The 22,263-nt window shown below is 72.9% G+C and carries 25 protein-coding genes; 7 read left to right on the top strand and 18 right to left on the bottom strand.

The annotated features are described in order from the left end of the window. Positions 1–68: 68 nt before the first annotated feature. The 6 genes from ACXN5W_RS13610 to ACXN5W_RS13635 form a co-directional block, all read right to left on the bottom strand. A complete protein-coding gene (locus ACXN5W_RS13610; protein ID WP_473158612.1) occupies positions 69–1,619 on the bottom strand; it encodes an FtsX-like permease family protein in 1,551 nt (516 codons plus the stop codon). Continuing rightward, on the bottom strand, positions 1,616–2,353 hold the full coding sequence (locus ACXN5W_RS13615; protein ID WP_473158613.1) for an ABC transporter ATP-binding protein: 738 nt from the start codon (positions 2,351–2,353) through the stop codon (positions 1,616–1,618). Before ACXN5W_RS13615 ends, ACXN5W_RS13610 begins: the two co-directional genes overlap by 4 nt. Beyond that, a complete protein-coding gene (locus ACXN5W_RS13620; RefSeq protein WP_473158614.1) occupies positions 2,350–2,886 on the bottom strand; it encodes a PadR family transcriptional regulator in 537 nt (178 codons plus the stop codon). Before ACXN5W_RS13620 ends, ACXN5W_RS13615 begins: the two co-directional genes overlap by 4 nt. A 60-nt stretch (positions 2,887–2,946) precedes the next feature. Beyond that, complete coding sequence (locus tag ACXN5W_RS13625) at positions 2,947–4,476, bottom strand: DUF6297 family protein (protein WP_473158615.1); 1,530 nt, start codon at positions 4,474–4,476, stop codon at positions 2,947–2,949. Beyond that, positions 4,473–5,081, bottom strand: coding sequence for an ABC transporter ATP-binding protein (locus tag ACXN5W_RS13630; protein ID WP_473158680.1), 609 nt, complete (start codon positions 5,079–5,081; stop codon positions 4,473–4,475). The genes ACXN5W_RS13625 and ACXN5W_RS13630 overlap by 4 nt, the downstream gene beginning before the upstream one ends. A gap of 87 nt (positions 5,082–5,168) precedes the next feature. Beyond that, a complete protein-coding gene (locus ACXN5W_RS13635) occupies positions 5,169–5,645 on the bottom strand; it encodes a nitroreductase family deazaflavin-dependent oxidoreductase (protein WP_473158616.1) in 477 nt (158 codons plus the stop codon). 61 nt (positions 5,646–5,706) lie between these two features. Here ACXN5W_RS13635 and ACXN5W_RS13640 point away from each other — a divergent pair, with 61 nt between their 5' ends. After that, positions 5,707–6,378, top strand: coding sequence for a TetR/AcrR family transcriptional regulator (locus ACXN5W_RS13640; protein WP_473158617.1), 672 nt, complete (start codon positions 5,707–5,709; stop codon positions 6,376–6,378). Positions 6,379–6,484: 106 nt separating this feature from the next. On the opposite strand, the gene ACXN5W_RS13645 is transcribed toward ACXN5W_RS13640, so the two are convergent. The 6 genes from ACXN5W_RS13645 to ACXN5W_RS13670 form a co-directional block, all read right to left on the bottom strand. Beyond that, complete coding sequence (locus tag ACXN5W_RS13645) at positions 6,485–8,020, bottom strand: SpoIIE family protein phosphatase (protein ID WP_473158618.1); 1,536 nt, start codon at positions 8,018–8,020, stop codon at positions 6,485–6,487. Position 8,021: 1 nt separating this feature from the next. Then, positions 8,022–9,368: an ATP-binding protein gene (locus ACXN5W_RS13650; protein ID WP_473158681.1), complete on the bottom strand. Its 1,347-nt coding sequence runs from the start codon at positions 9,366–9,368 to the stop codon at positions 8,022–8,024. A gap of 68 nt (positions 9,369–9,436) precedes the next feature. Then, positions 9,437–10,450 (bottom strand): SpoIIE family protein phosphatase, encoded by a 1,014-nt coding sequence (locus ACXN5W_RS13655; protein WP_473158619.1) that lies wholly within the window; start codon positions 10,448–10,450, stop codon positions 9,437–9,439. Further along, complete coding sequence (locus ACXN5W_RS13660; RefSeq protein WP_473158620.1) at positions 10,447–10,866, bottom strand: ATP-binding protein; 420 nt, start codon at positions 10,864–10,866, stop codon at positions 10,447–10,449. Before ACXN5W_RS13660 ends, ACXN5W_RS13655 begins: the two co-directional genes overlap by 4 nt. 2 nt (positions 10,867–10,868) lie before the next feature. Then, entirely contained in the window at positions 10,869–11,282 is a 414-nt protein-coding gene (locus tag ACXN5W_RS13665) for an STAS domain-containing protein (protein ID WP_473158621.1), read from the bottom strand. Then, positions 11,282–12,154, bottom strand: a complete 873-nt coding sequence (locus ACXN5W_RS13670) for an STAS domain-containing protein (RefSeq protein ID WP_473158622.1) — start codon at positions 12,152–12,154, stop codon at positions 11,282–11,284. The genes ACXN5W_RS13665 and ACXN5W_RS13670 overlap by 1 nt, the downstream gene beginning before the upstream one ends. Positions 12,155–12,418: 264 nt before the next feature. On the opposite strand from ACXN5W_RS13670, the gene ACXN5W_RS13675 reads away from it, so the two are divergent. Continuing rightward, the gene (locus tag ACXN5W_RS13675) at positions 12,419–12,775 is read left to right on the top strand and encodes an STAS domain-containing protein (RefSeq protein WP_473158623.1); all 357 of its coding nucleotides are present in this window, start codon (positions 12,419–12,421) and stop codon (positions 12,773–12,775) included. Positions 12,776–12,896: 121 nt separating this feature from the next. On the opposite strand, the gene ACXN5W_RS13680 is transcribed toward ACXN5W_RS13675, so the two are convergent. Next, positions 12,897–14,276 (bottom strand): MFS transporter, encoded by a 1,380-nt coding sequence (locus ACXN5W_RS13680; protein ID WP_473158624.1) that lies wholly within the window; start codon positions 14,274–14,276, stop codon positions 12,897–12,899. A 49-nt stretch (positions 14,277–14,325) separates the two neighbouring features. Between ACXN5W_RS13680 and ACXN5W_RS13685 the strand changes: the two genes are divergently transcribed. Together ACXN5W_RS13685 and mscL are read left to right on the top strand one after the other, a co-directional pair. Next, entirely contained in the window at positions 14,326–15,027 is a 702-nt protein-coding gene (locus ACXN5W_RS13685; RefSeq protein ID WP_473158625.1) for a FadR/GntR family transcriptional regulator, read from the top strand. A 38-nt stretch (positions 15,028–15,065) separates the two neighbouring features. Then, positions 15,066–15,539 (top strand): large conductance mechanosensitive channel protein MscL, encoded by a 474-nt coding sequence (gene mscL, locus ACXN5W_RS13690; protein WP_473158626.1) that lies wholly within the window; start codon positions 15,066–15,068, stop codon positions 15,537–15,539. 150 nt (positions 15,540–15,689) lie between these two features. On the opposite strand, the gene ACXN5W_RS13695 is transcribed toward mscL, so the two are convergent. Beyond that, positions 15,690–15,920, bottom strand: a complete 231-nt coding sequence (locus ACXN5W_RS13695) for a hypothetical protein (protein WP_473158627.1) — start codon at positions 15,918–15,920, stop codon at positions 15,690–15,692. A gap of 134 nt (positions 15,921–16,054) precedes the next feature. Here ACXN5W_RS13695 and ACXN5W_RS13700 point away from each other — a divergent pair, with 134 nt between their 5' ends. Continuing rightward, positions 16,055–16,429, top strand: coding sequence for a hypothetical protein (locus tag ACXN5W_RS13700; protein ID WP_473158628.1), 375 nt, complete (start codon positions 16,055–16,057; stop codon positions 16,427–16,429). 45 nt (positions 16,430–16,474) lie between these two features. Here ACXN5W_RS13700 and ACXN5W_RS13705 read toward each other — a convergent pair whose 3' ends face one another. Continuing rightward, a complete protein-coding gene (locus ACXN5W_RS13705) occupies positions 16,475–17,509 on the bottom strand; it encodes a response regulator transcription factor (RefSeq protein WP_473158682.1) in 1,035 nt (344 codons plus the stop codon). Positions 17,510–17,575: 66 nt separating this feature from the next. Between ACXN5W_RS13705 and ACXN5W_RS13710 the strand changes: the two genes are divergently transcribed. Then, entirely contained in the window at positions 17,576–18,418 is an 843-nt protein-coding gene (locus ACXN5W_RS13710) for a PP2C family protein-serine/threonine phosphatase (RefSeq protein ID WP_473158629.1), read from the top strand. A 203-nt stretch (positions 18,419–18,621) separates the two neighbouring features. Here the strand turns inward: ACXN5W_RS13710 and ACXN5W_RS13715 are convergent, their stop codons facing one another. The 3 genes from ACXN5W_RS13715 to ACXN5W_RS13725 all read right to left on the bottom strand — a co-directional run bounded on the left by ACXN5W_RS13715 (position 18,622) and on the right by ACXN5W_RS13725 (position 21,073). Continuing rightward, complete coding sequence (locus ACXN5W_RS13715; RefSeq protein WP_473158630.1) at positions 18,622–19,467, bottom strand: aldo/keto reductase; 846 nt, start codon at positions 19,465–19,467, stop codon at positions 18,622–18,624. A 124-nt stretch (positions 19,468–19,591) separates the two neighbouring features. Further along, the gene (locus ACXN5W_RS13720) at positions 19,592–19,903 is read right to left on the bottom strand and encodes a hypothetical protein (RefSeq protein ID WP_473158631.1); all 312 of its coding nucleotides are present in this window, start codon (positions 19,901–19,903) and stop codon (positions 19,592–19,594) included. 84 nt (positions 19,904–19,987) lie between these two features. After that, positions 19,988–21,073: an S-(hydroxymethyl)mycothiol dehydrogenase gene (locus tag ACXN5W_RS13725; RefSeq protein ID WP_473158632.1), complete on the bottom strand. Its 1,086-nt coding sequence runs from the start codon at positions 21,071–21,073 to the stop codon at positions 19,988–19,990. Between the two features lie 189 nt (positions 21,074–21,262). On the opposite strand from ACXN5W_RS13725, the gene ACXN5W_RS13730 reads away from it, so the two are divergent. Continuing rightward, entirely contained in the window at positions 21,263–22,234 is a 972-nt protein-coding gene (locus tag ACXN5W_RS13730) for a lytic polysaccharide monooxygenase auxiliary activity family 9 protein (RefSeq protein ID WP_473158633.1), read from the top strand. Positions 22,235–22,263 lie beyond the last annotated feature (29 nt).

Below are 22,263 nucleotides of genomic sequence, written 5' to 3' on the forward strand. Positions count from 1 at the left end.
GAGTCGTTAGGAGGGGGCCCTTCCTATACAAAAAGCGATAACAAAGGCCCCTTCCTTTCGCCCACGCGTCAGGTCACGCGCAGTTCCTCGACCGAGGTGCTGGCCCGCAGCAGGAGCAGCCCGGCCGCCGCGGTGAGCAGCACCGCCACGAGCGCGCCGGCACCGACCAGGGCGAGCTGCTCGAACGGTACGGGCACCAGCCGGTCGATCTCGACGAACCGGGTGTACCGGTCGGCGACCGCCGGGTCGGCGCAGCTCGAACCGGCCGGTGGGACGCAGAGGGAACCGGTCTGGGTGACCCGCCCCCCGTTGAACATCCGGCCGAGCACCGCGCCGACGGTCAGCGCCAGCAGGATCGCCGGCACCGCGGGCGCCAGGACCTGCCAGCCGATCGACCGGCCGAGCACCGCGCGCGGAACCCCGGCCGCGACCAGGTGCGCGTACGACCGCCGACGGGAAACGATCCCCTCGCCGATGGCCACCAGCAGTCCGCCGGCAGCGATCACCAGCGCCACCACCACGGCGAGGTTCACCAGGTCCATCGTCTGGGTGAAGAACACGTCCGGGTCGGCCGGCAGCGGTTCGTGTCCGCTGGCCAGGTCGGCCATCCGCTGCGACTCCACCTGGACGAGTTGGTTGGTCGCGAAGTACGTCCGGAAGGCCGCCGCGCCGGCGCCGAACACCACGCAGGCCAGCAACGCGGTGAAGGTCCGGCTGCCCGACCACGGATCGGCCAGCAGCCGCCGGGCCGCCAGCAGCGTGGCCGGGCGCCGGGCGAACCGGTGCAACAGCCGTCCCGTGTTGTACGAGATCCAGCCGGCGCCCAGCACCACCCCGAGGAGCGCCAGCGTGTTCCCGATCATCAGCAGGGCCAGCGGCGTCCAACCGGGCAGCGTCCAGTGGAACCGTTCGGAGCCCTCGATCAGCGGCTTGAAGGCGGCGAACGCGGCCAGGCCCAGGCCGATCAGCACCCCCGGCAGCGGTCCGGGTACGCCACGCGGATCCGTACGCCGGACCACGCCGAACGGGCTCAGCGTGACCCGCCGCAGCAGCAGGACGGTGACCAGCCCGGCCAGCAGCGGCAACCCGAGCGTCAGGACGACCAGCACCGGCACCGGCGGCAGCACGTCGGTCGGCAGCGCCAGCTTGCCGTCCGGGCCGGGATGGTCCAGCAGCCGGCGCCCGACCAGGAAGACGGCCAGGGCCGCGACCGAACCGAACAGGCTCGCCAGTCCGGCCTCGCCGGCCGCGATCAGCACCGCCTGCCCGGGCGTCGCACCGGCCAGCCGGATCGCGGCGAGCCGCCGGTCCCGGGCCGGCGCGCCGAGCCGGGCACACTGCCCGGCCAGCGACAGCACCGGGATGAGCAGCAACAGCAGCGCGAGCGCCAACCCGGGCCGCAGTCCCGGCTCGGCCAGCAGATGATTGCGGTACTGCTCCGAGTTGCCGCTCCAGTGATTGTCCGGGTCGGTGGCCGCCGGCGCGGGGATCGCCAGCACGGTGGCGGCGGCCAGCGCGGTGAGGGTGGCCAGCAGCGCGGTGAAGCCGGTCAGCACCACCCGGAGCGTGTCGGTACGGGTGCCGGCCAGGGCCAGTCGTACCAGGGTCGCGGGTTTCACCGGGCACGGCCCGGCAGCGGCCGGATCGCCTCGGCGGCCCCCCTCGGCTGCGACTCGGTGAAGCCGAGGCCGGTGGAGTCGACCTGGCCGTCCCGCAGCGCCACCTCACGGTCGGCGTACGCCGCGACCCGCGGCTCGTGGGTGACCAGTACGACGGTGGTCTCCTGTTCGCGGGCCACCCGGACCAGTTGGCCGAGCACCTGCTCTCCGCTGAGCGTGTCCAGCGCCCCGGTCGGCTCGTCGGCGAACAGCACGCGAGGCTCGGTGACCAGCGCCCGGGCCAGCGCGCACCGCTGCTGCTGACCGCCGGACATCGCACCGGGTCGACTGTCCGCCAGGTCGGCGACGCCGAGCCGGTCAAGCCAGCTCAGCGCCGCCGTCCGCGCCTCTCGCCGCCCCGTGCCGGCGAGCAGCAGTGGCAGCGCCACGTTCTCGGCGGCCGTCAGCTCCGGAACAACCTGCCCGAACTGGAACAGCACCCCGAAATCGGTACGCCGTAACCGGGACCTGGCCGCCTCGGACCACGTGTCGATCCGGTGCTCGCGGTAGGAGACCTCGCCCGCGTCCGGGCGCAGGATGCCGGCGAGGCAGTGCAGCAGGGTTGACTTCCCGCACCCGCTCGGACCGGTGACGGCGAGGATCTCGCCCTCGGCCACGTCGAGCGTCACCCCCCGCAGGGCCGGTGTCAGGCCGTACGACCGGACCACCCCGCGAGCTCGCAGCAGTGTCGTCATGCATGCACCTCCCGGTGCCAGTCGGTGACCCGGTCGAGGGTGGTCGCCAGCCACCGGAGGTCCGCGTCGAGATGGGCGATGGCGAAGTCGGCGGCCACGAGGTCGCCGAGGGTCGCGGTCGGGTCGGTCTTGACCCGGGTGAGTTCGCGCAGCCGCTCGGTGTGGGCCCGCCGCTGGGCGATCAGGTACTCCCGGGCCAGGTCGTCCCCGGCGACCAGGATCGCGACGGTCACCTTGGCCAGCAGCGTGCTGGTGACGTACGGGGCCGGCGGTTCGACCGAGTTCAGCCAGTCCACCAGGGTCGCCCGGCCAGCCTCGGTGATCCCGTACGAGGTGCGGTCCGGGCCGGCGTCGCGATCCTGTCCGAGCTGCACCACGTGGCCGTCGCGTTCCAGCCGGCCGAGCGTCGCGTACACCTGGCCGTAGGCCAGCGGCCTGGCCCTCGGCAGCCGGGCGTCGTGAGCCCGTTTCAGCTCGTAGCCGTGCAGCGGTCCGGCCGACAGCAGGCCGAGCAGCACGTGCGGGGTCGACATGGGGGCTACTATTCACTGAATGAATAGACGAGGTCAAGCCGACCCGTCGGGTGCCCTTCCTTACAGCCGGCTGCGGTTCGCGTAGAAGATCAGCCCGCCCACCGAGAGGCCGGCCTGGACGAGAACAGTCCGCCAGTCGAGGGCACCGCCGCCGAACAGCACCAGCAGGGTCGGCAGGCAGAGCAGCACGAGCAGGTCGATGCCGGACAGCAGCCACAGCAGCGGACCGGTGGCCAGGCTGCCCATCGGGGTCTCGATCGGCATCAGGTCATGCCGCACCTGCCCGACCCGGGCCCGCCGGATCGCCGCCACCCCGGCTGCCGGACCGAGCACCAGGCCCAGCGCCCACCACGGGCCCGCCGGCAGGTCGCCGAGCAGCGCGGGCACCGTCAGCGCCGCCGCACCCCACACCGCGCCCAGCACCGCCGGTACGACCAGCCGTCCGATCAGCGCCTGCCGTCCGGTGAGCCCGAGCAGGCGCAGCAGCGCGGGTTGGACGCTGTCCCGACGTACCGCGTCGGTGGTCGTGGTGGCGGCGGCCAGCGCGCCCCCGAGCGTCACCGCGACCAGCAGCCAGCGGGGGCCGGCCAGCGCGACGGCCGGGCCGAGCGTCCCGACCGCCAGCAGCAGCAGCCGGCCCGGCCGGCGGCGCAGCACCAGCAGGTCGTGCTGGACGAGCAGGGCCCAGCTCGGCAGGGCCCGCAGCCGCGCCGAACGCAGCACCCGCGCTCCCCAGTAGCGACGCTGGCCCGCCTCCAGCAGAAACGCCGGCTCCACCGCCACGGCCGCGTCGAGATAGGTGCCCCGGGTCTCGGCCGCCTCCCGCACCAGATGCGCGGGCATCCGGTCCAACATCCGCGCGGTGGGCACCAGAACCCCGAGCCCGACCAGCGCGCCGAGCCCGGCCAGCGCCGTCAGCACCGCCGGTCCGGAGCCGCCGGCCAGCGGGGCCGGCGGCGTCGGTCGACCCAGCCCGGCGGCCAGGCCGGCCAGCACCAGCAACAGGCCGGCGGCACCGACGTCGAGCGCCCGACCCAGCCGGGCGTACCGCTGGGACCACGCGGCGGCCAGCAGCACCACGGTGCCGGTCACCGCACCGGCGAGCAGCGCCGGCAGCAGGATGTCGGCGTCGATCGGCCGCGCCGCGAACCGACCCACCCCGGCCGCCGCGCCGGCCGCGCCCACCGCCACCGACCCGGCCAGCGCCACCAGCGCACCGGGGACCAGCAGGCCGCGCCGGGACACCGGGGCGAGGAACAGCCAGGCCAGGTCGGCCCGGCTCACCGCCAGCGGCCCCAACCGGCGCAGCAGCGCGAACAGCAGGAGCGGGGTCATCGCCAGCAGCGCGGCCGGGGGCACGGCCCGCGGATCGGCCAGCGACACCGCGTGGGCCGGCCAGACCAGCGGGGTCAGCGTCCGGCCCAGCAGGGCGACCGCCATCGCCACGGTCAGCACGGCGATGTACACGGTGCTGGCCGAACCCTCGATGCCCGCGGCCCGCCGCCGGGTCCGAACCCAGCGTCGCAACCGCCGGACGGGTACGTCCCGACCGGGCTCCGCCAGCGTCGACGGCCGGGCGACCACGCTCATGTCAGCGTGAGCTGTTCGCCGCCCACCTCGGCGGCGAACCCCGGGTCGTGACTGGCCATCACCAGGGTGCCGCCACCCTCGACGTACGACCGCAGCAGCTCCGCCACCGCACTCTTGATCTCGGTGTCCAACCGCTGCTCCGGCTCGTCCAGCACCAGTAGCCGGCTCGGCCGGGCCAGCACCGCCGCGAGCAGGAAGCGCTGTCGCTGGCCCGAGGACAGGGTGAGCGGGGTGGCGTCGGCCACCGGTCCGAGCCCGAGCGACTCGAACAGCCGGTCCAGCTCGCCGTCGGCCGGATCGGCGTCGTGGGCCAGCCGGATCAGTTCGACGTGCTCGCGTACGGTCAGGCCGTTGTACCAGCCCGGAGCCTCGACGGTGGTCGCCACGGACCGCCAGAAGGCGGCGGAACGGCCCGGCGGCCGACCGAAAACCCGGACGGTGCCGCCGTCCACGGCCTGCAGGCCGGTCACACAGCGCAACAGGGTCGACTTGCCGCTGCCGTTGGCGCCGGTCACGCAGTGTGCGCTGCCGGCCGGCACGGTCAGCTCGAAGCCGTCGAAGATGACTGCGGCCCCGTAGGAGACACGCAGATCCCGGACAGCCACCGCCGGAACGTCCCCGGCCGCTGGCGGGGTCCCGGCCGGTACGTTGCGGGAGGCTGGTGCGGACACGGCGCCAAGTATGGCACCGGGCTACCTCGACACGGCCCGCAGCCGGACCACGGCGACGCCCCGGTTGAGCGCCGCCCGCAGGTCACCCGGGTCCGGCGTGCCGTCCGCCTCGTGCCGGATCCGGGCATACCGGCCGTGCACCGGGTTGTGCGCCAGGATCGCGCGATAGAGCGGAGTGATCTCGCCCTCGTCGGTCACCACGTCCGCGAGCATCCGCCGGCGTCGACGGGCCACGGTGACCGTGACCTCCTGGGCCGGCGTCAGGTTGCGCCGCCACCGTCCGCCGGTCCCGATGAGCAGGCCGTCCGGGGTCCCGACATAACCGACCGGCAGCCGGTAGCGCCGGCCGGTCTTCCGCCCCACCACGTCGATGACCAGGATGCGGTTGCTCACGACCCGATGCAGCAGCGGCGTCGCGAGCACCGCCCGCATGATCCCGTTCAACACCGTCTGACCCCGCCCGGGTCGCGCCGGACGCTGCCCGCTCGTCTCCGCCATCACAGACTCCAATCAACTGATTGATTGGAGCGTAGCCCCGGTTCGGCGTACCGTCATCCCCGTGAGCAGCGGTGAACACGACCGGCCGCCGGCCCGGCCGGACCGCCCGGAGGCGGCCGGCCCCGAGGCCGAGACCCGGGTGGCAGCCGGCCCCGAGGCCGAGACCCGGGCCGCGGCCGGGCGTCGCGCCGAGATCGTCGAGGCCGCGTACCGGTGCGTGGCGGCCAACGGGTTGTACGGCCTCCGGATGCGCGACGTGGCCGCGACCGCCGGAGTGAACATCGCGACCGTGCACTACCACCTGAGCAGCAAGGCCGGCCTGATCCGCGCGGTGGTCGAGCACGCGCACGGCCGGTTCCGCCGGGAGGCCGCACCGGCCGACGAACCCGATCCGGTACGGCGGCTCCGCGCACACCTGGACCGGCTCTTCGCGCTGCTGGCCAGGGATCCCGACCTGGGTCACGTGATGGCCGAGATCGCGCTGCACGCGCGCCGGGACGACGCGGTGGCCGAGGCGGTGGCCTCCGCAGAGGAACGCTGGCGCGAGGCGTTGCTCGACATGATGGCGCCGCTGCCACGCCGGCAGGTCGCTCCGGTCGCGCTGCTGGTGACGCTGACGGCCAAGGGCGCCTGCCTGCCGCCGGTACGGAGCACCGACCTGGCCGCGGCGCACCACGAGTTGATCGGCTGCCTGGAGCGGCGGCTCGACCCGACCTCCCCGCCGAGGCGTTGAGCCGGCACCGTCGCCGGAGCGTTGAGCCGGCACCGTCGCCGGGGGTGTTAAGCGGGGGCCCTTGCTATACGAAAAGCGATAACAAGGTGCCCTTCCTTTCACCGGGTCAGTGGCGGCGGACGGCTACCAGCGCGAGGTCGTCGTGGATCTCGGCGGGCGCCAGCTCAGCCAGCAACCGCTCGCAGAACTGGTCGAGGTTGTCGTCGACCCGCGCCGCCGACGCGGCCAGGGCCCGCAGCCCGTCGTCGATGTCGGTGTCCCGCCGCTCGATCAGACCGTCCGTGTAGAGCACCAGCGCCGCCCCGGGCGGCAGGGTGAACTCCAGGTCCGGCGGCCGGTCCGCGCGGACGCCGAGCAGGGGCGCCCGGTGCTCCAGGAACTTCACCCGGCCGTCGGTGTGCAGCAGCGGTGGCAGGTGGCCGGCGCTGGCCATCCGGACCCGACCGGTGGGCGGGTGCAGCAGCAACACGCAGACGGTCGCCAGTTCGCCGGGAAGCAGCGTACGCATCAACTCGTCCACCCGGGCCAGCATCTCGCCCGGCTGGTGGCCCTCCACCGCGTACGCGCGCAGGGCGTGCCGCAGCTCGGCCATCACGGTGGCGGCGTGCAGCGAGTGGCCCGCCACGTCGCCGATCGCCACCAGCAGATGACCGTCGAGCATCACCAGCTCGTAGAAGTCGCCACCCACCTCGGTCTGCGCGCTCGCCGGCTCGTACCGGACCGCCAGGTCGAGGCCGTTGATCCGGGGGATCCGGCGGGGCAGCAGGCTGCGCTGGAGGGTCACCGCGATCCGGTGCTCCTCGTCGTACGACCGTTGCACCTCGACCGCGGCGGCCACCGCCTGGGTGAGCTGGATCAGCACCGGGTTGCCGGGCGTCTGGCTGCTCTCCGGCACCACCACGTAGAGCGGCGCGCGGTCCTCCCGCAGTTTGGCGACGCCCACGGTGACCAGTTCCTCGGCGCCCCAGTCGAGTCGCCCCCAGCGGGCGGCCGGGTCGACCCGGATCGTCGAGCCGACCGGCACACCCAGGTCGTCGACGATCCAGGGCCGGATCTGCGGGGTGGCCTCCGGTCCGTCGGACACCCCGGCGATGCAGTCACCGTCGGCGGTCTCCGCCACCACGGCCACCGGCGACTTGAAGATCTTGGCGGCGCCCCGGGCGGCGTTCTCCAGCAGCGTGCTGAAGGACGGTGCGAGCGTCACGGCCAGCGTCGTCTCGGCCAGCAGATTGAGCCGGTACGCCAGCAGTTCGGCGCGTTGCCGGGCCCGGTAGTACCGCAGCACCGCCTGGGCGGTGGCGATCAGTTCCTCCGGCTCGATCGGTTCGACCAGGTAGGCGTCGGCGCCCCGGGTCAACCCCTGCGCCCGGTCCACCACGTCCACGGCGTGGGCCGAGACGTGGATCACCGGCAGCGCGGCATGGCCCGCCTTGAGCCGCTCGCACACGTCGTAGCCACTCATGTCCGGCAGTCGGACGTCGAGCACGACCAGATCGATCGACTCGTCGACCCGGGCCAGCGCGGCAGTGCCGGTTTCGGCCTCGACGACCGAGAAGCCGGCCCGGGTGAGCCAGCTGACCAGCAGGTAGCGCTTGGTGGCGCTGTCGTCCACCACCAGAATGGTGGCCGGTTCGAGATCCATCTCAGCCGCCCGTCGCCGCGCCACCGGCACCGTCCGCCGGCAGGGAGACCACGAAGGTGCTGCCCCGGCCCGGTTCGCTGGTCAGGCTCAGGACGCCACCCAGCAGCGTCACCAGCCGTTTCGCGTACGGCAGGCCGAGCCCCGTGCCGGCGACGGAGTGCCCCGGCACCTGGTAGAACTCCTCGAAGATCCGCCCGTGCAGCTCGGCCGGGATGCCGGGACCGGTGTCCGTGACCGACAGCCGCCACAGGTCACCCGCCCGCTCGGCTCGCATCCGTACCTCTCCCCGCTCGGTGAACTTCAACCCGTTGTGCAGCAGATTACGCAGCACCTGGGTCAGCAGTACCTCGTCGGATCGGATGATGGTTCCCGGCGGCGGGTCCTCGACCACCAGCTCGACGCCGGGTCGGGTGGCCAGGGCGCGCAGCGTCCCGCGCAGTTGCCCGAAGACGACCCGCAGGTCGACGTCCGCCCAGTTCACCTCGATCCGGCCGGACTCCGCCTTGGCCAGGTCGAGCAGCTCGTTGACCAGGGACAGCAGGTCTGCCGCGGAGCCGCGGATCAGCTCGACCTGGCGGTCCTGCTCGGCGGTGAGCGGGTCGGAGGCCGAGTCGGCGAGCAGCCGGCCCAGCCCCATGATCGCGGTGACCGGGGCGCGTAGCTCGTGGCTGACGTTGGCCAGGAACCGGCTCTTCGCCTCGCTGGCCGCCCGGAGCTGGGCCGACTTCTCGTCCAACTCGGCGTAGAGCGCCACCACGCCCTGGTTGGTGGCCTCCAGTTCCTCGGACAGCTGCGAGTAGAGCGCCATCACACCCTGGTTGGTCTCCCGCAGCTCCCCGTTCAGCACGGCCAGCTCGTCCCGCTGGCTGCGTACCTCGTCCAGCGCCGCGATCAACTGCTCGTTCTGCACGACCAGCTCTTCCAGCGGGGTGCCGGGCAGCTTGTCGGCGAGCCGGACCCGTAGTTCCGCGATCCGGTCCCGGGTGAGCTGTTGGGCCGAGGACGGGATGCGGCGGCACATCCGGACGACCGTCGTACGGTCCTGGCGGGTGGCCTCCAGGCGGTCCACCAGCCGTTCCACGGCGGCGGCGTATCCGGGGCCGCGCCCGTCCCAGTCCACCGCGCCGGGCGAGACGAGATCGATCCGCAGGACCGGCCCGAGGCCGTCCTCGGGGCCGACCCGGAAGGTGACGTCGGCGCCACCGGCCCGGGACAGCAGTTGCCGGGCGACCTCGCTGAGCGCGGTGACGAACCGGATCTGGTCCTGGTACTCCAGGCCCACGGCGGCGGCGACCTCGCGCCCACGCTGCCGTACCAGGAAGATGTCGTGTTCGACCCGCAGCGTCATCCGGACCAGCGCGGCGGACGCCCCGTCCGACCGGGGCGCCCCGGCACCCGACGGACCGGTCGGATCGGTCACAGCAGCCTCGCCACGAGCACGCAGGCGTCGTCCCGGCGTACCCCGGCGTCCCGGAGCACCGTCGCGGCGACCAGCAGCGGGGAATGGGTGAACAGGCCCGGATAGTCGTCCGCCCGCCAACGGTCGGACACCCCGTCGGAGTGCATCAGCAGGGTGTCCCCGGCCTCGTACGGATAGTCGTACTCCCGGATCTGTCGGCGCTGGTGTCCGGCGATGCCCGGCAGCGACACCAGCCCCCGCCGGCCGGTGGCGTTCACCAGGACGGCCGCGATGTTGCCCAGGCCGGCGTACCGGACGACACCCGCCACGGAATCCAGCTCGGCCACCGCGAGTGCGGCGCCGCGGGTGTGGCCGAGGGCCTTGTGCAGCAGTTCGACCACCGCCGCCGGCGAACTCCACGGTGCGGTCAGGAAGGCGTGCCGGGCCGCCTGGGTGGCCGCCGCCGCCAGCGGCCCGTGGCCCAGCCCGTCACAGACCAGCGCCTGGTGCCGGCTCTCCCGGACCCGTAGCGCGAACCCGTCGCCGCACACCTTCTCACCGGTCAGCGGCCGGGTGAGGCCGGCGCCCCACGCGGTGGCGGGCACGCCGGTCGGCCAGATCTGCGCGGCCGCCACCGTGCCCCGACCGGGCACCGAGTGGGCGTCGTACCAGCTGGCCTGCCGGGAGATGGAGCCGAGCCCGATGCCCAGGGTGCCAGCGGTCGAGTGGCCGTCCCGGCCCGAGCTGTCCAGGTCGGTCATGCCGGGCCCGGAATCGATCGCCACCAGCTCCACCCCGGCGGTGTCGTCCCGGCGCACCGGACGCACCAACAGGACGCCCTCGTCGGCGTGCTTGGCCAGATTGCTGGTCAGTTCGGCGACGACGATGGACAGTTTCGCCGTCTGGTCCGAGCCCAGTTCGAGCCGGGCCGCCAGCCGTTCCGCCGTCCGCCGGACCGCGCTCGCGGTGCTGCCCGGCTCGACCCGGAACCAGACGCCGTCGTCGTCGAGGTCGTCGGGCTCCAGGGTCATCGGGACCACTTGGTGATGACGATCCTGGTCCCCCGCCCGACGGCGGTGTCTATCTCGAACTCGTCGACCAGCCGGCGGGCACCACTGAGTCCCAGTCCCATGCCACCGCCGGTGGTGTAGCCGTCGGTCAGCGCCAGGTCGAGGTCGGCGATGCCCGGGCCGGAGTCGACGAAGACGATCCGGACGCCACGCCGCCGGCCACCGTCGAGGGAGTAGACCTCGACCGACCCGCCCCCGCCGTAGACGAGCGTGTTGCGGGCCAGCTCACTGGCCGCCGTGACCAGCTTGGTCTGGTCTACCAGGGACAGCTTCGCCGCCACGGCCACGGTACGCACCAACTGGCGTACCCGGACCACGTCCTCATCGGCGGTGATGGTCTGGACCTGGGGGCGGCCGAGACCGAGCTCGGCGGTCATGACTACGACGCCACCGGTTCTTGGTCGCTGGGGTCGGGGTCGGCGTCGGCCGGCACCAGGTCCTCGCGACTGGCGTTGATCAGGTCCATGCCCCGTTCCACGTTCAGCGCGGTCCGGATGCCGTTCAGCGACAGGCCCAGCTCGACCAGGGTGATCGCGACCGCGGGACGCATCCCGACGACCACGGTCTCGGCGTCCAGGACCTTCGAGATGGAGGCGATGGTGGACAGCATCCGGCCGATGAACGAGTCCACGATGTCGAGCGCGGTGATATCGATGATCACACCGTGGCACCCGGTCGCGACGATCCGGTCGGCGAGGTCCTCCTGCAGGGTGAGCGCCGTCTGGTCGGACATGTCCACCTGGATGGAGACCAGCAGGACGTCCCCGATCTTGAGGACCGGTACCCGATCCATCAGGACTCCCGCCGGGTGGAACGCCGCTGGGTGTCGACGCCGCTCAGCCGGAGCACGTGTCGCAGGGCGTCGGCCAGGCTCGACTTGGTCACGATGTCGCCGAACTCGATGCCCAACGCCACGATGGTCTGGGCGATCTGCGGGCGGATGCCGGAGATGATGCAGTCGGCCCCCATCAGCCGGGCGGCCACCACGGTCTTCAGAATGTGCTGCGCGACCTGGGTGTCCACCGCCGGCACACCGGTGATGTCGATGATCGCGTACGGGGAGCCGGTGTCCACCAGCGTCTGGAGCAGCCGCTCCATGACCACCTGGGCCCGCGCCGAGTCCAGGGTGCCGACCAGCGGCACCGCAACGACGCCCTCCCACAGCTTCACCACCGGCGTGGACAGCTCCAGCAGTTGCTCGGCCTGGTCCGCGACCAGCTCCTCGCGGGCCCGGGAGTAGCTCTCGAAGGTGAACAGGCCAAGGTCGTCGACCAGCGCGCCGTACGTGACGAAGTCGTCGAACGGGTTGGTACCGCCGGCCGCGGTCAGCACCTCGCGGACGGCGTCCTTGAGGGCGAACAGACTGATCGCCGTCTCGGTGGCGCTGAACCCCTGACGGGCGCGGGACCGGGACAGGTCCGACAGCACCGCCCGCAGTTCACCCGCGATGTCGGACTGCAGATCGAAGCCGTGCCCGGCCGCGCCCTCCCGGAGCGAGGCGGCCAGGGCCTCGTGCAGTTCCCGGATCTGCCGGTCCAGCTCGGCCTGGCTGAGCCGGCCCCGGAGGGAACGCCCGACGACCTCCGTCCACCGTTTGACGATCCGGTCGGAGTGTTCGTCCAGCAGGCCGGCGAACCGCCCGCTCTCTTCCGCGTTGAGCGCCACCGCTACCTCCCTGAGAGCCGGACCCGGTACCGCCCTGGAGCCGGACCGGCCGGACTCTACCATCGGCGAACCTTAGCTAGTTGTCACCAAGCAATCAGCTTGGACCGGCCCTGAAGTGGCGAAGCGGACACCCGGGTGGGGAATCGGGTCCGGTGATACGGACACCGGCTCCGTTGGTCGTCAGGCCGGCGTAATCCCCTCCCATCCCATCCTGCGTACGTCCCACTCGGTCGGGTACGGTTCGACCGAGTACAGGAGGTCCGAATGTCGTTGACGGTGAACACCGAACAACGCGGCGACGTCGTCGTCGTATCGGTCGCGGGCGAGCTCGACATGGCGACCGCGCCCCAGCTCCAGGACCAGATCACGGACCTGTTGGAAAAGGGGCGCAGCCGGCTGGTCTTCGACCTGGCGGAGGTGTCGTTCTGCGACTCGACCGGCCTGTCGGTCTTCGTACGCGCCAAGAACAGCAGCGACGAGGCCGGCGGCGTGGTCCGGCTGGCGGCTCCGCAACGAGGGGTGCTGCGCATCCTGGAGGTCAGCGGGCTGGTCGAGGTGCTGCAGACGTACCCGACGGTGGAGGCGGCCGTCAGCGGCGAGCCGAGCCCGGCGCCGAGCTGAACATCCGGCGGTACGCCGGGGAAACGCCGGTGCCGGACAACGCCGGCCGCCGCGCGCCGCCGCACGTCTCACGCCGCCGCACGCCGCCGGTCACCGAACTGGATGACAGCGGAACGTACGGTCACTCGTCCTCGACGAAGCGGGGCCGGGCGATCGCCAGGCCGGCGACGGTCTGCACGGCGAGCGCGCCGAGCAGGAAGCCGATCGGCAGTGTCCAGCCACCCGTGGCCGCGTAGAACAGGCCGACCAGCAGGGGACCGAGCGCGCCGATCAGGTAACCGGTGCTCTGGGTGAAGGCGGACAGCGCCACCGTGCCGTGCGAGGTACGGGCGCGCAGCCCGATGGCCGCCAGCGCGAGCGGGAACGCGCTCTGCCCCACGGCGAGGATGAGCACCCACAGCACCGCGCCGGACCTGGGCGCGAGGGCCAGACCGACGTACCCGATGCCGGTCGCGGCGGCCAACCCGAGCACCAGCGGGCGGAGGGTGCCCAGCCGGGTCGCCAGGGCCGGCATGACCAGGGCCACCGGCATACCCAGGGCGCTCACCGCGGCCAGCAGCAGCCCGGCGGCCTCCGCCCGGTAGCCGGCGTCCCGGAACAGCTGGGCCAGCCACCCCATGATCGCGTACGCCCCGAGTGACTGGGTGCCGAAGTAGATCGCCATGGCCCAGCCCAGCCGGGTCCGGGCCGGGCGTACCCGGCTCGGCTCCACCTGGCCGCCGGCCGAGCGGCCCGCCCGACGCCCCCGCCGGGTCAGCGGCACCAGCGCGGCGACCGCCAGCAACGCCATCAGGGCCCAGGCACCCAGGCCGGCCCGCCAGGAGCCGAAGGCGTGCGCGAGCGGCACGGCCGTGGCGGCGGCCACCGTGCCGCCGAGGGTCAGTGACATCGAGTACGCCCCGGTCACCAGGCCGGCCCGGTGTGCGAAGTGCTGCTTGACCAGCATCGGCAACAGGACGTTGGCGACCGCGATGCCGGCCAGGGCGAGCGCGCTGGTGAGCAGGAACACCAGTGCGGATCCGGTGACCACCCGGAGCAGTTGGCCGACGGTGAGGGCGGTCATGGCGACCACCAGCACCCGGGCCGGGGCGAACCGGCGGACCAGCCACGGCGTCAACGCGCCGACGGCCGCGAACGCGACGGTCGGCAGCGTGGTGACCAGACCGGCCAGTCCGGCCGACAGGTGCAGTCCGGTGCGTACCTCGTCGAGCAGTGCACCCAGGCTGGTGATCGCGGCCCGCAGGTTGACCGCCACCAGCAGCAGCGCGACCAGGGCGAGTCCGACGATCCGGCCGGGCGCGGCGGCCCGGCCGGCATCGTTCGGCTGACCCGGCACGCCGCCATCCGGCTGGCCCGACACAGCGGCGCCGTCCGGTTCGCTCGACACGCCGCCGTCCGGTTGGCTCGACACGCCGCCGTCCGGTTGGCTCGACACGCCGCCATCCGGGCCAGCCACCACGACGGGGGCAGTTGGGGTGAGGATGGGGCGTGGCGGTGTCATATCGGTGACCCTACAATCATGGGATGAATTTGGACCGAGGTTGTAACCGATGACACGGTCGGTCGATTCCCCTCCCACGGACTCCCGGCCGAGCGGAGAGCCGCGACAGACCCGCATCCGGCAGACCATCGACCGGCTCCGCGCGGAGATCGCCGCCGGCACCTGGCCGCTCGGCAGCCGGATCCCCACCGAACCCCGGCTGGTCGAGGCGTACGGGGTAGGCCGGAACACCGTCCGGGAGGCCGTCCGGGCGCTCGTCCACGCCGGCGTGCTGGAGTGCCGACAGGGCTCCGGAACGTACGTGGTGGGTACCGACGAACTGGCCGGGGCGGTGGCCCGGCGGGTCGCCGACGCCCGGACCGCCGAGGTCGTCGAGGTACGCCGGGCGTTCGAGGTCGAGGCCGCCCGGTTGGCCGCGACCCGCCGTACCGCCGAGGACCTGGCGACGCTCGACCGGGCGCTGGCCGACCGCGACGCCGCATGGCAGTCCGGCCGGCTGGCCGACTTCGTCGAGGCCGACGCGACGCTGCACACCGCCGTGGTGGCGGCGGCCCACAACGGCATCCTGGCCGGGTTGTACGCCTCGTTCGGCGCGGCCCTGCGGGCCAGCCTGGCCGACGCGATCGGCCCCGAACTGCGCCCTGACCTCTACATCGATCACCATCGACTCGTGGCCGCCATCCGGACCGGCGATCCGGCCCGCGCGGCCGACGAGGCGGGCGCGTTTCTCGAAGTGCCCACCGAGGAATAGGGTCTCCCGGTAATCAACCGGCCGGCGCGGGAGTGGGCATGTTCAAGGGCTTCAAAGACTTCATCATGCGGGGAAACGTCGTCGACCTCGCGGTCGGCGTCGTCATCGGCGCCGCGTTCACCGCGGTGGTGACGGCCCTCACCAAGTCCTTCCTGGAACCGCTGATCCGGCTGACCATCCTGTTGATCACCGGCAAGAGCAACGGCATCGAGGGCAGCAGCCCCGAGATCCGCGGCATCCCGTTCGACTGGGTCAGCTTCGTCAACGCGGTGATCACCTTCCTGCTCACCGCCGCCGCGCTGTACTTCCTGGTGGTCTTCCCGATGAACAAGCTGGCCGAGCGGCGCAAGCGTGGCGAGGAGCCGCCGCCGGCCGCACCCAGCGAGGAGGTCAAGCTGCTCACCGAGATCCGGGACGCGCTGGTCGCGGCCGGCCGGGCACCCGGGCAGCAGCGCAGCGCGCTGGACGACCTGCTCAGCCGGGAACGCCAGCCAGGCACCGACCCCCGCTGACCGCGAAAGGAAGGGCGCCTTCTTATCGCTTTTTGTATAGGAAGGGCCCCTTCTTAACGCCCGCCCCGGCGCGCGCGGCCCGGACCGCGACGGCGAGCGCGGCCGGCCTGTCGGACGGCGAGCGCGGCCGGGGCGGCAGGGTGCTGGCGTTCAGCCGGGCGGGCGGGGCGTGAGTTCGCGCCAGGCGTCCGATCCGGTCAGCAGGGCCCGGACGGCGTCGTAGGCGGCGTCCTCGGTGTCGTACTCGAAGAACCGGGAGATGCCCTCGGCGCCGCCGGCCCGCTGCTCCACGTGCCAGCGGTCGGCGTCCACCCGGAGCAGGACGTCACGCCGGGCCAGCCGCCCCCATTTGCCGTTCCACCAGTGTCTACGCTGTTCCATGGCCGCACCTTATCGAACGTGTGTTCGACTTCGAGGCGGGGTTGCCGGAGATTTTCGGGCGGAACTCCGGGCGGGCGGGGAGATCGTCCCGGGTGCCCGGTTTAGCCGGCCGAGCGGCCGGGAACCGGACCGCCATGCAGCCTGACGTCCCCACCACCGCCCACCCGATCGCCCAGACCACCGACGGCATGCGCGTCGTCGACGTGACCGGAGCGGAGATCGGAACGGTCACCGAGGTCCGGATGGGCGACCCGAACGCGGTCACCGCGCAGGAGCCACCCGACGGTGCCGGCGTGCTCGCCGGCAAGGTGCCGCACACCGACTCCGGCGACGAGCCGGACGTACCGGCCGATCTGGCCGCGCGGCTGCTGCGGGACGGTTACCTGCGGGTCGACCCGGGGGGCCTGACGGGCGGCGACCGGTACGTACGGGCCGAGCAGATCGCCCGGGTCCGCGAGGACACCGTCGAGCTGGCGGTTCCCGGGGCCGAGCTCGCCGAGGAGTCCTGACCCCGGCCCGTTCCGAAGCGGTCCCGGATCGGTCCAGCCCACGGATCAGTCCAGTTCCACCGAGTGCCGCAGCGCCCACAGCGCGGCCTCGGTCCGGGAGGCCGTTCCGGTCTTGCGGAGCAGGTTGGAGACATGCACCGTCACCGTCCGGACGGAGATGGACAGCGACCGCGCCACCTGCTTGTTGGACATTCCGGCGGCCAGGCAGCCGAGCACCTGACGTTCCCGGGCCGTCAGCTCGCCGGACAACGGCTCGACGGCTTTCACGGCTCGGGCCACGGGTTGACGCGGCAGCCTCAGGTGGGCCGGAAGCGTACCGTCCAGCAGCGCCAGCGGCTCGGTCCCGGAGGTCGTGGCCAGCAGCTCGGTGAGCTGGTACGGGTTGCCGGCAGTGCGCCGCCACACCCCCACCGCCACCTCGTCCGGCACCGGCACCCCGGCGTACACCTGGCACAGCACCTCGGCCACCTCGGCGATTGTGAGCGGCCTGAGGTGCTGGCGGACCGTCCCCGGCGTACCGGTGAGCCGGGCGACGGTACGGGCGGCGAGCTGGGGTGAGAGGGCGACCTCCGGAGGCCGGCTGGCCACCACCAGCAGTACCGGCAGTTCGGCCGCGACGGCCAGCTCGCCCACCAGGTTGAGGCTGGCCGGATCGAGCGCGTGCAGATCCTCCACCACCAGCACCGCGGGGCCGGCGCCGACCAGCATCCGGACCGTGCGTACGGCGAGCCGCAGCAGGGTCGCGGGAGCGTACCGTTCCCGGGGCGCGTTCGGTTGTTGCGCGAGCCACGCCACGGCGTCCGCCGGCAGGGGCAACGCGTCGAGGTCGTAGCCGGTGAGTACCGCGGCCAACCAGTCGTACGGCGCGGGGCTGTGTACCCGGGCCGCACCGGAGAGCACCAGCGACGGCCGGGGGGTGAGCGCGTCCAGGGCGGCGGTCACCAGGCGGCTCTTGCCGACCCCCGCGTCGCCGGTGACCAGCACGGTGCGCGGCGTGGATCCGTGGCCGGCGGTCAGCCCGGTCCACGCCCCGGTGAACTCGGCGAGCTCGACCTCGCGTCCCACCATGGACACCGGCATCATCATTCAACCTTACGTAGTAGTTCGTAGAGACAAGCCAAGGGCATCCTTGGCAAGCTTGCGGACATGACCCTGATCATGCGTACGACCAGTGCCACCGATCCCGGGCTGGTACGGTCCAACAACGAGGACGCGGCGTACGCCGGCGACTGGCTCGTCGCGGTCGCGGACGGGATCGGTGGTCTACCGGCGGGCGAGGTGGCCAGTGAGATCGCCATCGCGGCGCTCGCCCCGCTGGATCGGCCGGCCGCCGGGGACCCGTCGGCCACGGACCCCTCAGCCACGGACCCGTCGAGCACGGACCCGTCGGCGGCTGCGGGCCCGCCGGCCGGGCTGTCGACCACAGAGGTCGAGGCCGAGCTGTCGGCCGCGACGGTCGAGGCCGAGTTGTCGACCGCGGTGGCCGAGGCCAACCGGCGGATCCGACTGGCCGCCGGGGACGACCCCACCAGCCAGGGCATGGGTACGACAGTCACGGCCGTACGGCTGGCCGGTGACCAGCTGGTCCTCGCCCACGTCGGCGACTCGCGCTGCTATCTGCTCCGGGACGGCCGGCTCCATCAGCTCACCCGGGACGACACGTTCGTGCAGGCGCTTGTCGACGAGGGGGTGCTGACTCCCGAGGAGGCACGGAGGCATCCTCAGCGTTCAATGGTTACCCGCGCCGTTCAGGGGCAGGACGTGGCTCCGGCGGTGGCCACGCTGCCGGGTGAGGCCGGCGACCGGCTGCTGCTGTGCAGCGATGGGCTGTCGGACTTCGTGGATGACGACACGATCGGCCAGGCGTTGATCGGGTACGCCGACCAGCAGCACTGCGCGGAGCAGCTCATCAAGCTCGCCCACCAGGCTGGCGCCCCGGACAACGTGACGGCCGTCCTCGCCGACCTGCTGCCCGCCGACCGCGCCTGACGGACCGCGCCTGACCGACCGCACCTGACCGACCGCACCTGACCATCCGCGCCTGACGGAACGCGCGCGAGCCCACTGCCGCCGGCATGCCCGACCGCCCAACCGGCACGCCCGACCGCCCGCCGACGCGCCCGCCCGCGCTCAGCCGTAGCCGTTAACAGGGGGCCCTTCCTATACGAAAAGCGATAACAAGGTGCCCTTCCTTACAGCAGTTCCAGGGGTTGGGGGGTGGTGGGCGGCGGGAACGCCTGGTCCAGTTCGGCGAGGTCCTGGGCGGTGAGGCTGAGCTGGAGCGCCGCGGCGTTGTCCCGGACGTGGGCCGGGTTGCCGGTACGCGGGATGGCCGCGACGCCGTCGGCCCGCAGTGTCCAGGCCAGGGCCACCTGTGCCGCCGAGACCCCGTGCCGGGCGGCGACCCGCAGCACCGCCGGTTGGCCGAGGATCCGGCCCTGCTCGATGGGCGAGTACGCCAGGACGGCGATGTCCCGTTCCCGGCACCACGGCAGCAGGTCGTACTCGGGTCCCCGCCGGGTCAGGTTGTAGAGGATCTGGTTGGCCGCGCAATCTTCGCCGCCGCCGATCGTGATCAGCTCGGTCAGGTCGGACACGTCGAAGTTGCTCACTCCCCACTGCCCGATCTTGCCGGCCGCCACCAGTTCGGTGAACGCCTCGATCGTCTCGGCCAGCGGGTACCGGCCGCGCCAGTGCAGCAGGTAGAGGTCGATATGGTCGGTACCGAGCCGGCGCAGACTGCGCTCGCAGGCCCGGACCGTGCCGCGCCGGCTGGCGTTGGACGGCATCACCTTGTCGACCAGCAGGACCCGCTCCCGCCGTCCGGCGATGGCCGCGCCCACGATTTCCTCGGCGGCGCCGTCGCCGTACATCTCGGCGGTGTCGATCATGGTGAGACCCAGGTCCAGCCCGATCCGCAGGGTGGCGATCTCGGCCTCCCGCCGGGCCGGGTGGTCGCCGAGATACCAGGTGCCCTGACCGAGCACCGGCATCCGGGTCCCGGAGGGCAGGGTGACCGCCCGCATCGCCAGCGTCATCGCCGGACCTCCTTCACCGTCCCGGGTCGGGCACCGTCCGCCCGCGCCACGCCGGTTCCGCCACCGGCGGCGCCGGCTACCCGCGCCGCGCCTCGACAAACCCGGCGGTACGCGCCGAGCGCCCTCACAACCCGAACACCTCCTCGCCGCCTGCGTCCCGGGCACCGTCGACGAAACCGGCGAAGCCCGGGTCGTCGCGCCGGGCGGGCACGCTCTCGATCAGCCGGCCGGTGGCGTCCGACACCGCGTCAACCAGCGGCTCGTAGGTCAGTTCGACCCCGTCCAGGTCGCCCTCGTCGGCCTCGGCCAGGTTGATCACCTGTTGCAGTTCCTCGGACGGTGTCTCCGGGTCGTTCGCCCAGTCCTGCCCGATGCCGTAGCTCTCGTCGTAGACCGCCGTCTGTTCCTCGGTCCAGTCGCTCTGGTAGCTCTTCACCCCGTACCTCCACCGCCGCCTGCCTGTGAGCATGCCCGCTGCCGGTCCTGCCGCGCGGCCAGATGCGCGAAGCGCGGGAGGAAATCAGAGGATCACCACCGAACGCAGCACGTCACCCCGGTGCATCCTGGCGAACGCCTCCTCCACCGCGTCGAGCGTGATCTCCTCGCTGACGAACGCGTCCAGATCCAGCCGGCCCTGCTGGTAGAGCGCGGTGAGCAGCGGGAAGTCCCGGCTCGGCAGGCAGTCGCCGTACCAACTCGACTTGACCGCGCCACCCCGGCCGAAGACGTCCAGCAGCGGCAGTTCGATCTTCATCTCCGGGGTGGGCACCCCGACCAGGACCACGGTGCCGGCCAGGTCGCGGGCATAGAACGCCTGCTTCCAGGTCTCCGGTCGACCCACCGCGTCGATCACCACGTCGGCGCCGAACCCGCCGGTCAGTTCGCGGATCGCCTCGACCGGGTCGGTCTCCCGGGCGTTCACGGTGTGCGTGGCGCCGAAGCCGCGCGCCCAGTCCAGCTTCCGGGGGTCGGTGTCGACCGCGATGATCGTGGTGGCCCCGGCCAGCGCCGCACCGGCCACCGCGCCGTCGCCCACCCCACCGCAGCCGATCACCGCGACCGAGTCGCCCCGGGTGACGCCGCCGGTGTTCATCGCGGCTCCCAGTCCGGCCATCACGCCGCAGCCCAGCAACCCCACGGCGGCCGGCCGGGCCGACGGGTCCACCTTCGTGCACTGCCCGGCGTGTACCAGGGTCCGTTCGGCGAACGCGCCGATCCCCAGCGCCGGGCTCAGTTCGGTGCCGTCGGTGAGGGTCATCTTCCGCGCCGCGTTGTGGGTGGCGAAGCAGTACCACGGCCGGCCCCGGCGGCAGGCCCGGCAGGTGCCGCAGACCGCCCGCCAGTTCAGCACCACGAAGTCACCCGGTGCCACCTCGGTCACCCCGTCGCCCACCTCCTCGACGATCCCGGCCGCCTCGTGGCCCAGCAGGAACGGGTAGTCGTCACTGATGCCGCCCTCCCGGTAGTGCAGGTCGGTGTGGCACACCCCGCACGTCTGGACCCGGACCACCGCCTCCCCCGGCCCGGGATCGGGCACCACGATGGTCACCACCTCGACCGGTGCTCCCTTGGCGCGGGAGATGACGCCCCGGACTTCCTGGCTCACGCTGGCCTCCTCGTGTCGCTCGACCGGATCGAACGTACCGCCGTGGGGCGGCCGGCACCGTCCGACGACTGACCGCCATCCTCCGACGACTGATCGCCACCGTCCGTCGACATCGCCACGGTCCGTCGACATCGCCACTGTCCGTCGACTCGATCGAACGATCAGTGCTGATTTCCCGTACCAGCAGGTGTGACCATCGCGCCCCGCCGGCTGGCCGCCGGCCTCGCCCCGCTGCTGCTGCTCGCCGCGCCGCTGCTGGCCGTACCCGGAACGCCCGCCGCCGCGCACGGCGCCCTCGACCGCCCGGTCAGCCGGGCGGCGGCCTGCGCCCCCGACGGCAGGTCGGCCGGCGCCGCGGCCTGCCGGGCCGCGCTCGCGGCCGGCACCGACGTGTCGGCCTGGGACGACGTACGGGTGCCGGGGGTGAATGGCCGCGACCGGCAGCTCATCCCGGACGGGCACCTGTGCAGCGGTGGCCTGGACCGGTTCCGCGGCCTGGACCTGGCCCGGACCGACTGGCCGAGCACGCTGCTCACCCCGGGCGCCACGATCACCTTCCGGTACCGGGCGTCCATCCCGCACCGCGGCAGCTTCCGGTTCTATCTGACCCGCCAGTGGTACGACCGCACCCAGCCGCTGAGCTGGGGCGATCTGGCCTCCCGGCCGTTTCTCACGGTGACCGATCCCCCGCTGGTGAACGGCGCCTACCAGATCCGCGGCACCCTGCCGGCGGATCGGACCGGGGCACAGCTGCTCTTCACCGTCTGGCAGACCAGCAGCACGCCGGACACGTACTACTCCTGCTCGGACGTGATGTTCAGCGGGTCCGGTTCGGCGGGCGGCGCCCGTGAACCCTCCCGGACGACCCCGACTGCCGCCGCGAAGCCGACCGGGCCGGGCCGGCCGCCGGCCGGGCCGACGGGTTCGCCGGCGGTGCCGCCGGGCGGCGCCGAGCCGGCCGCGTCGCTCGAACCGGCCGCGGCCAGCCGGCCCACGGGCGGGGTGCCGGGTGGACCGGGCGGGCTGCTCGGTGCCGTCGGCGCGGGCACGGTGCTGGCGGCGGTGCTGCTGGTGCCGGCGCTGCGCCGGACCCGCCGGGGCGGAGCGCACCGGACCCGTCGCCGGGCCGACACCAAAAGTGTCCTGGGTCACACCAGGTAGACGAACGGGAACATGGGCCACCGTTTGTA

This window comes from Plantactinospora sp. A48, from assembly GCF_055793945.1.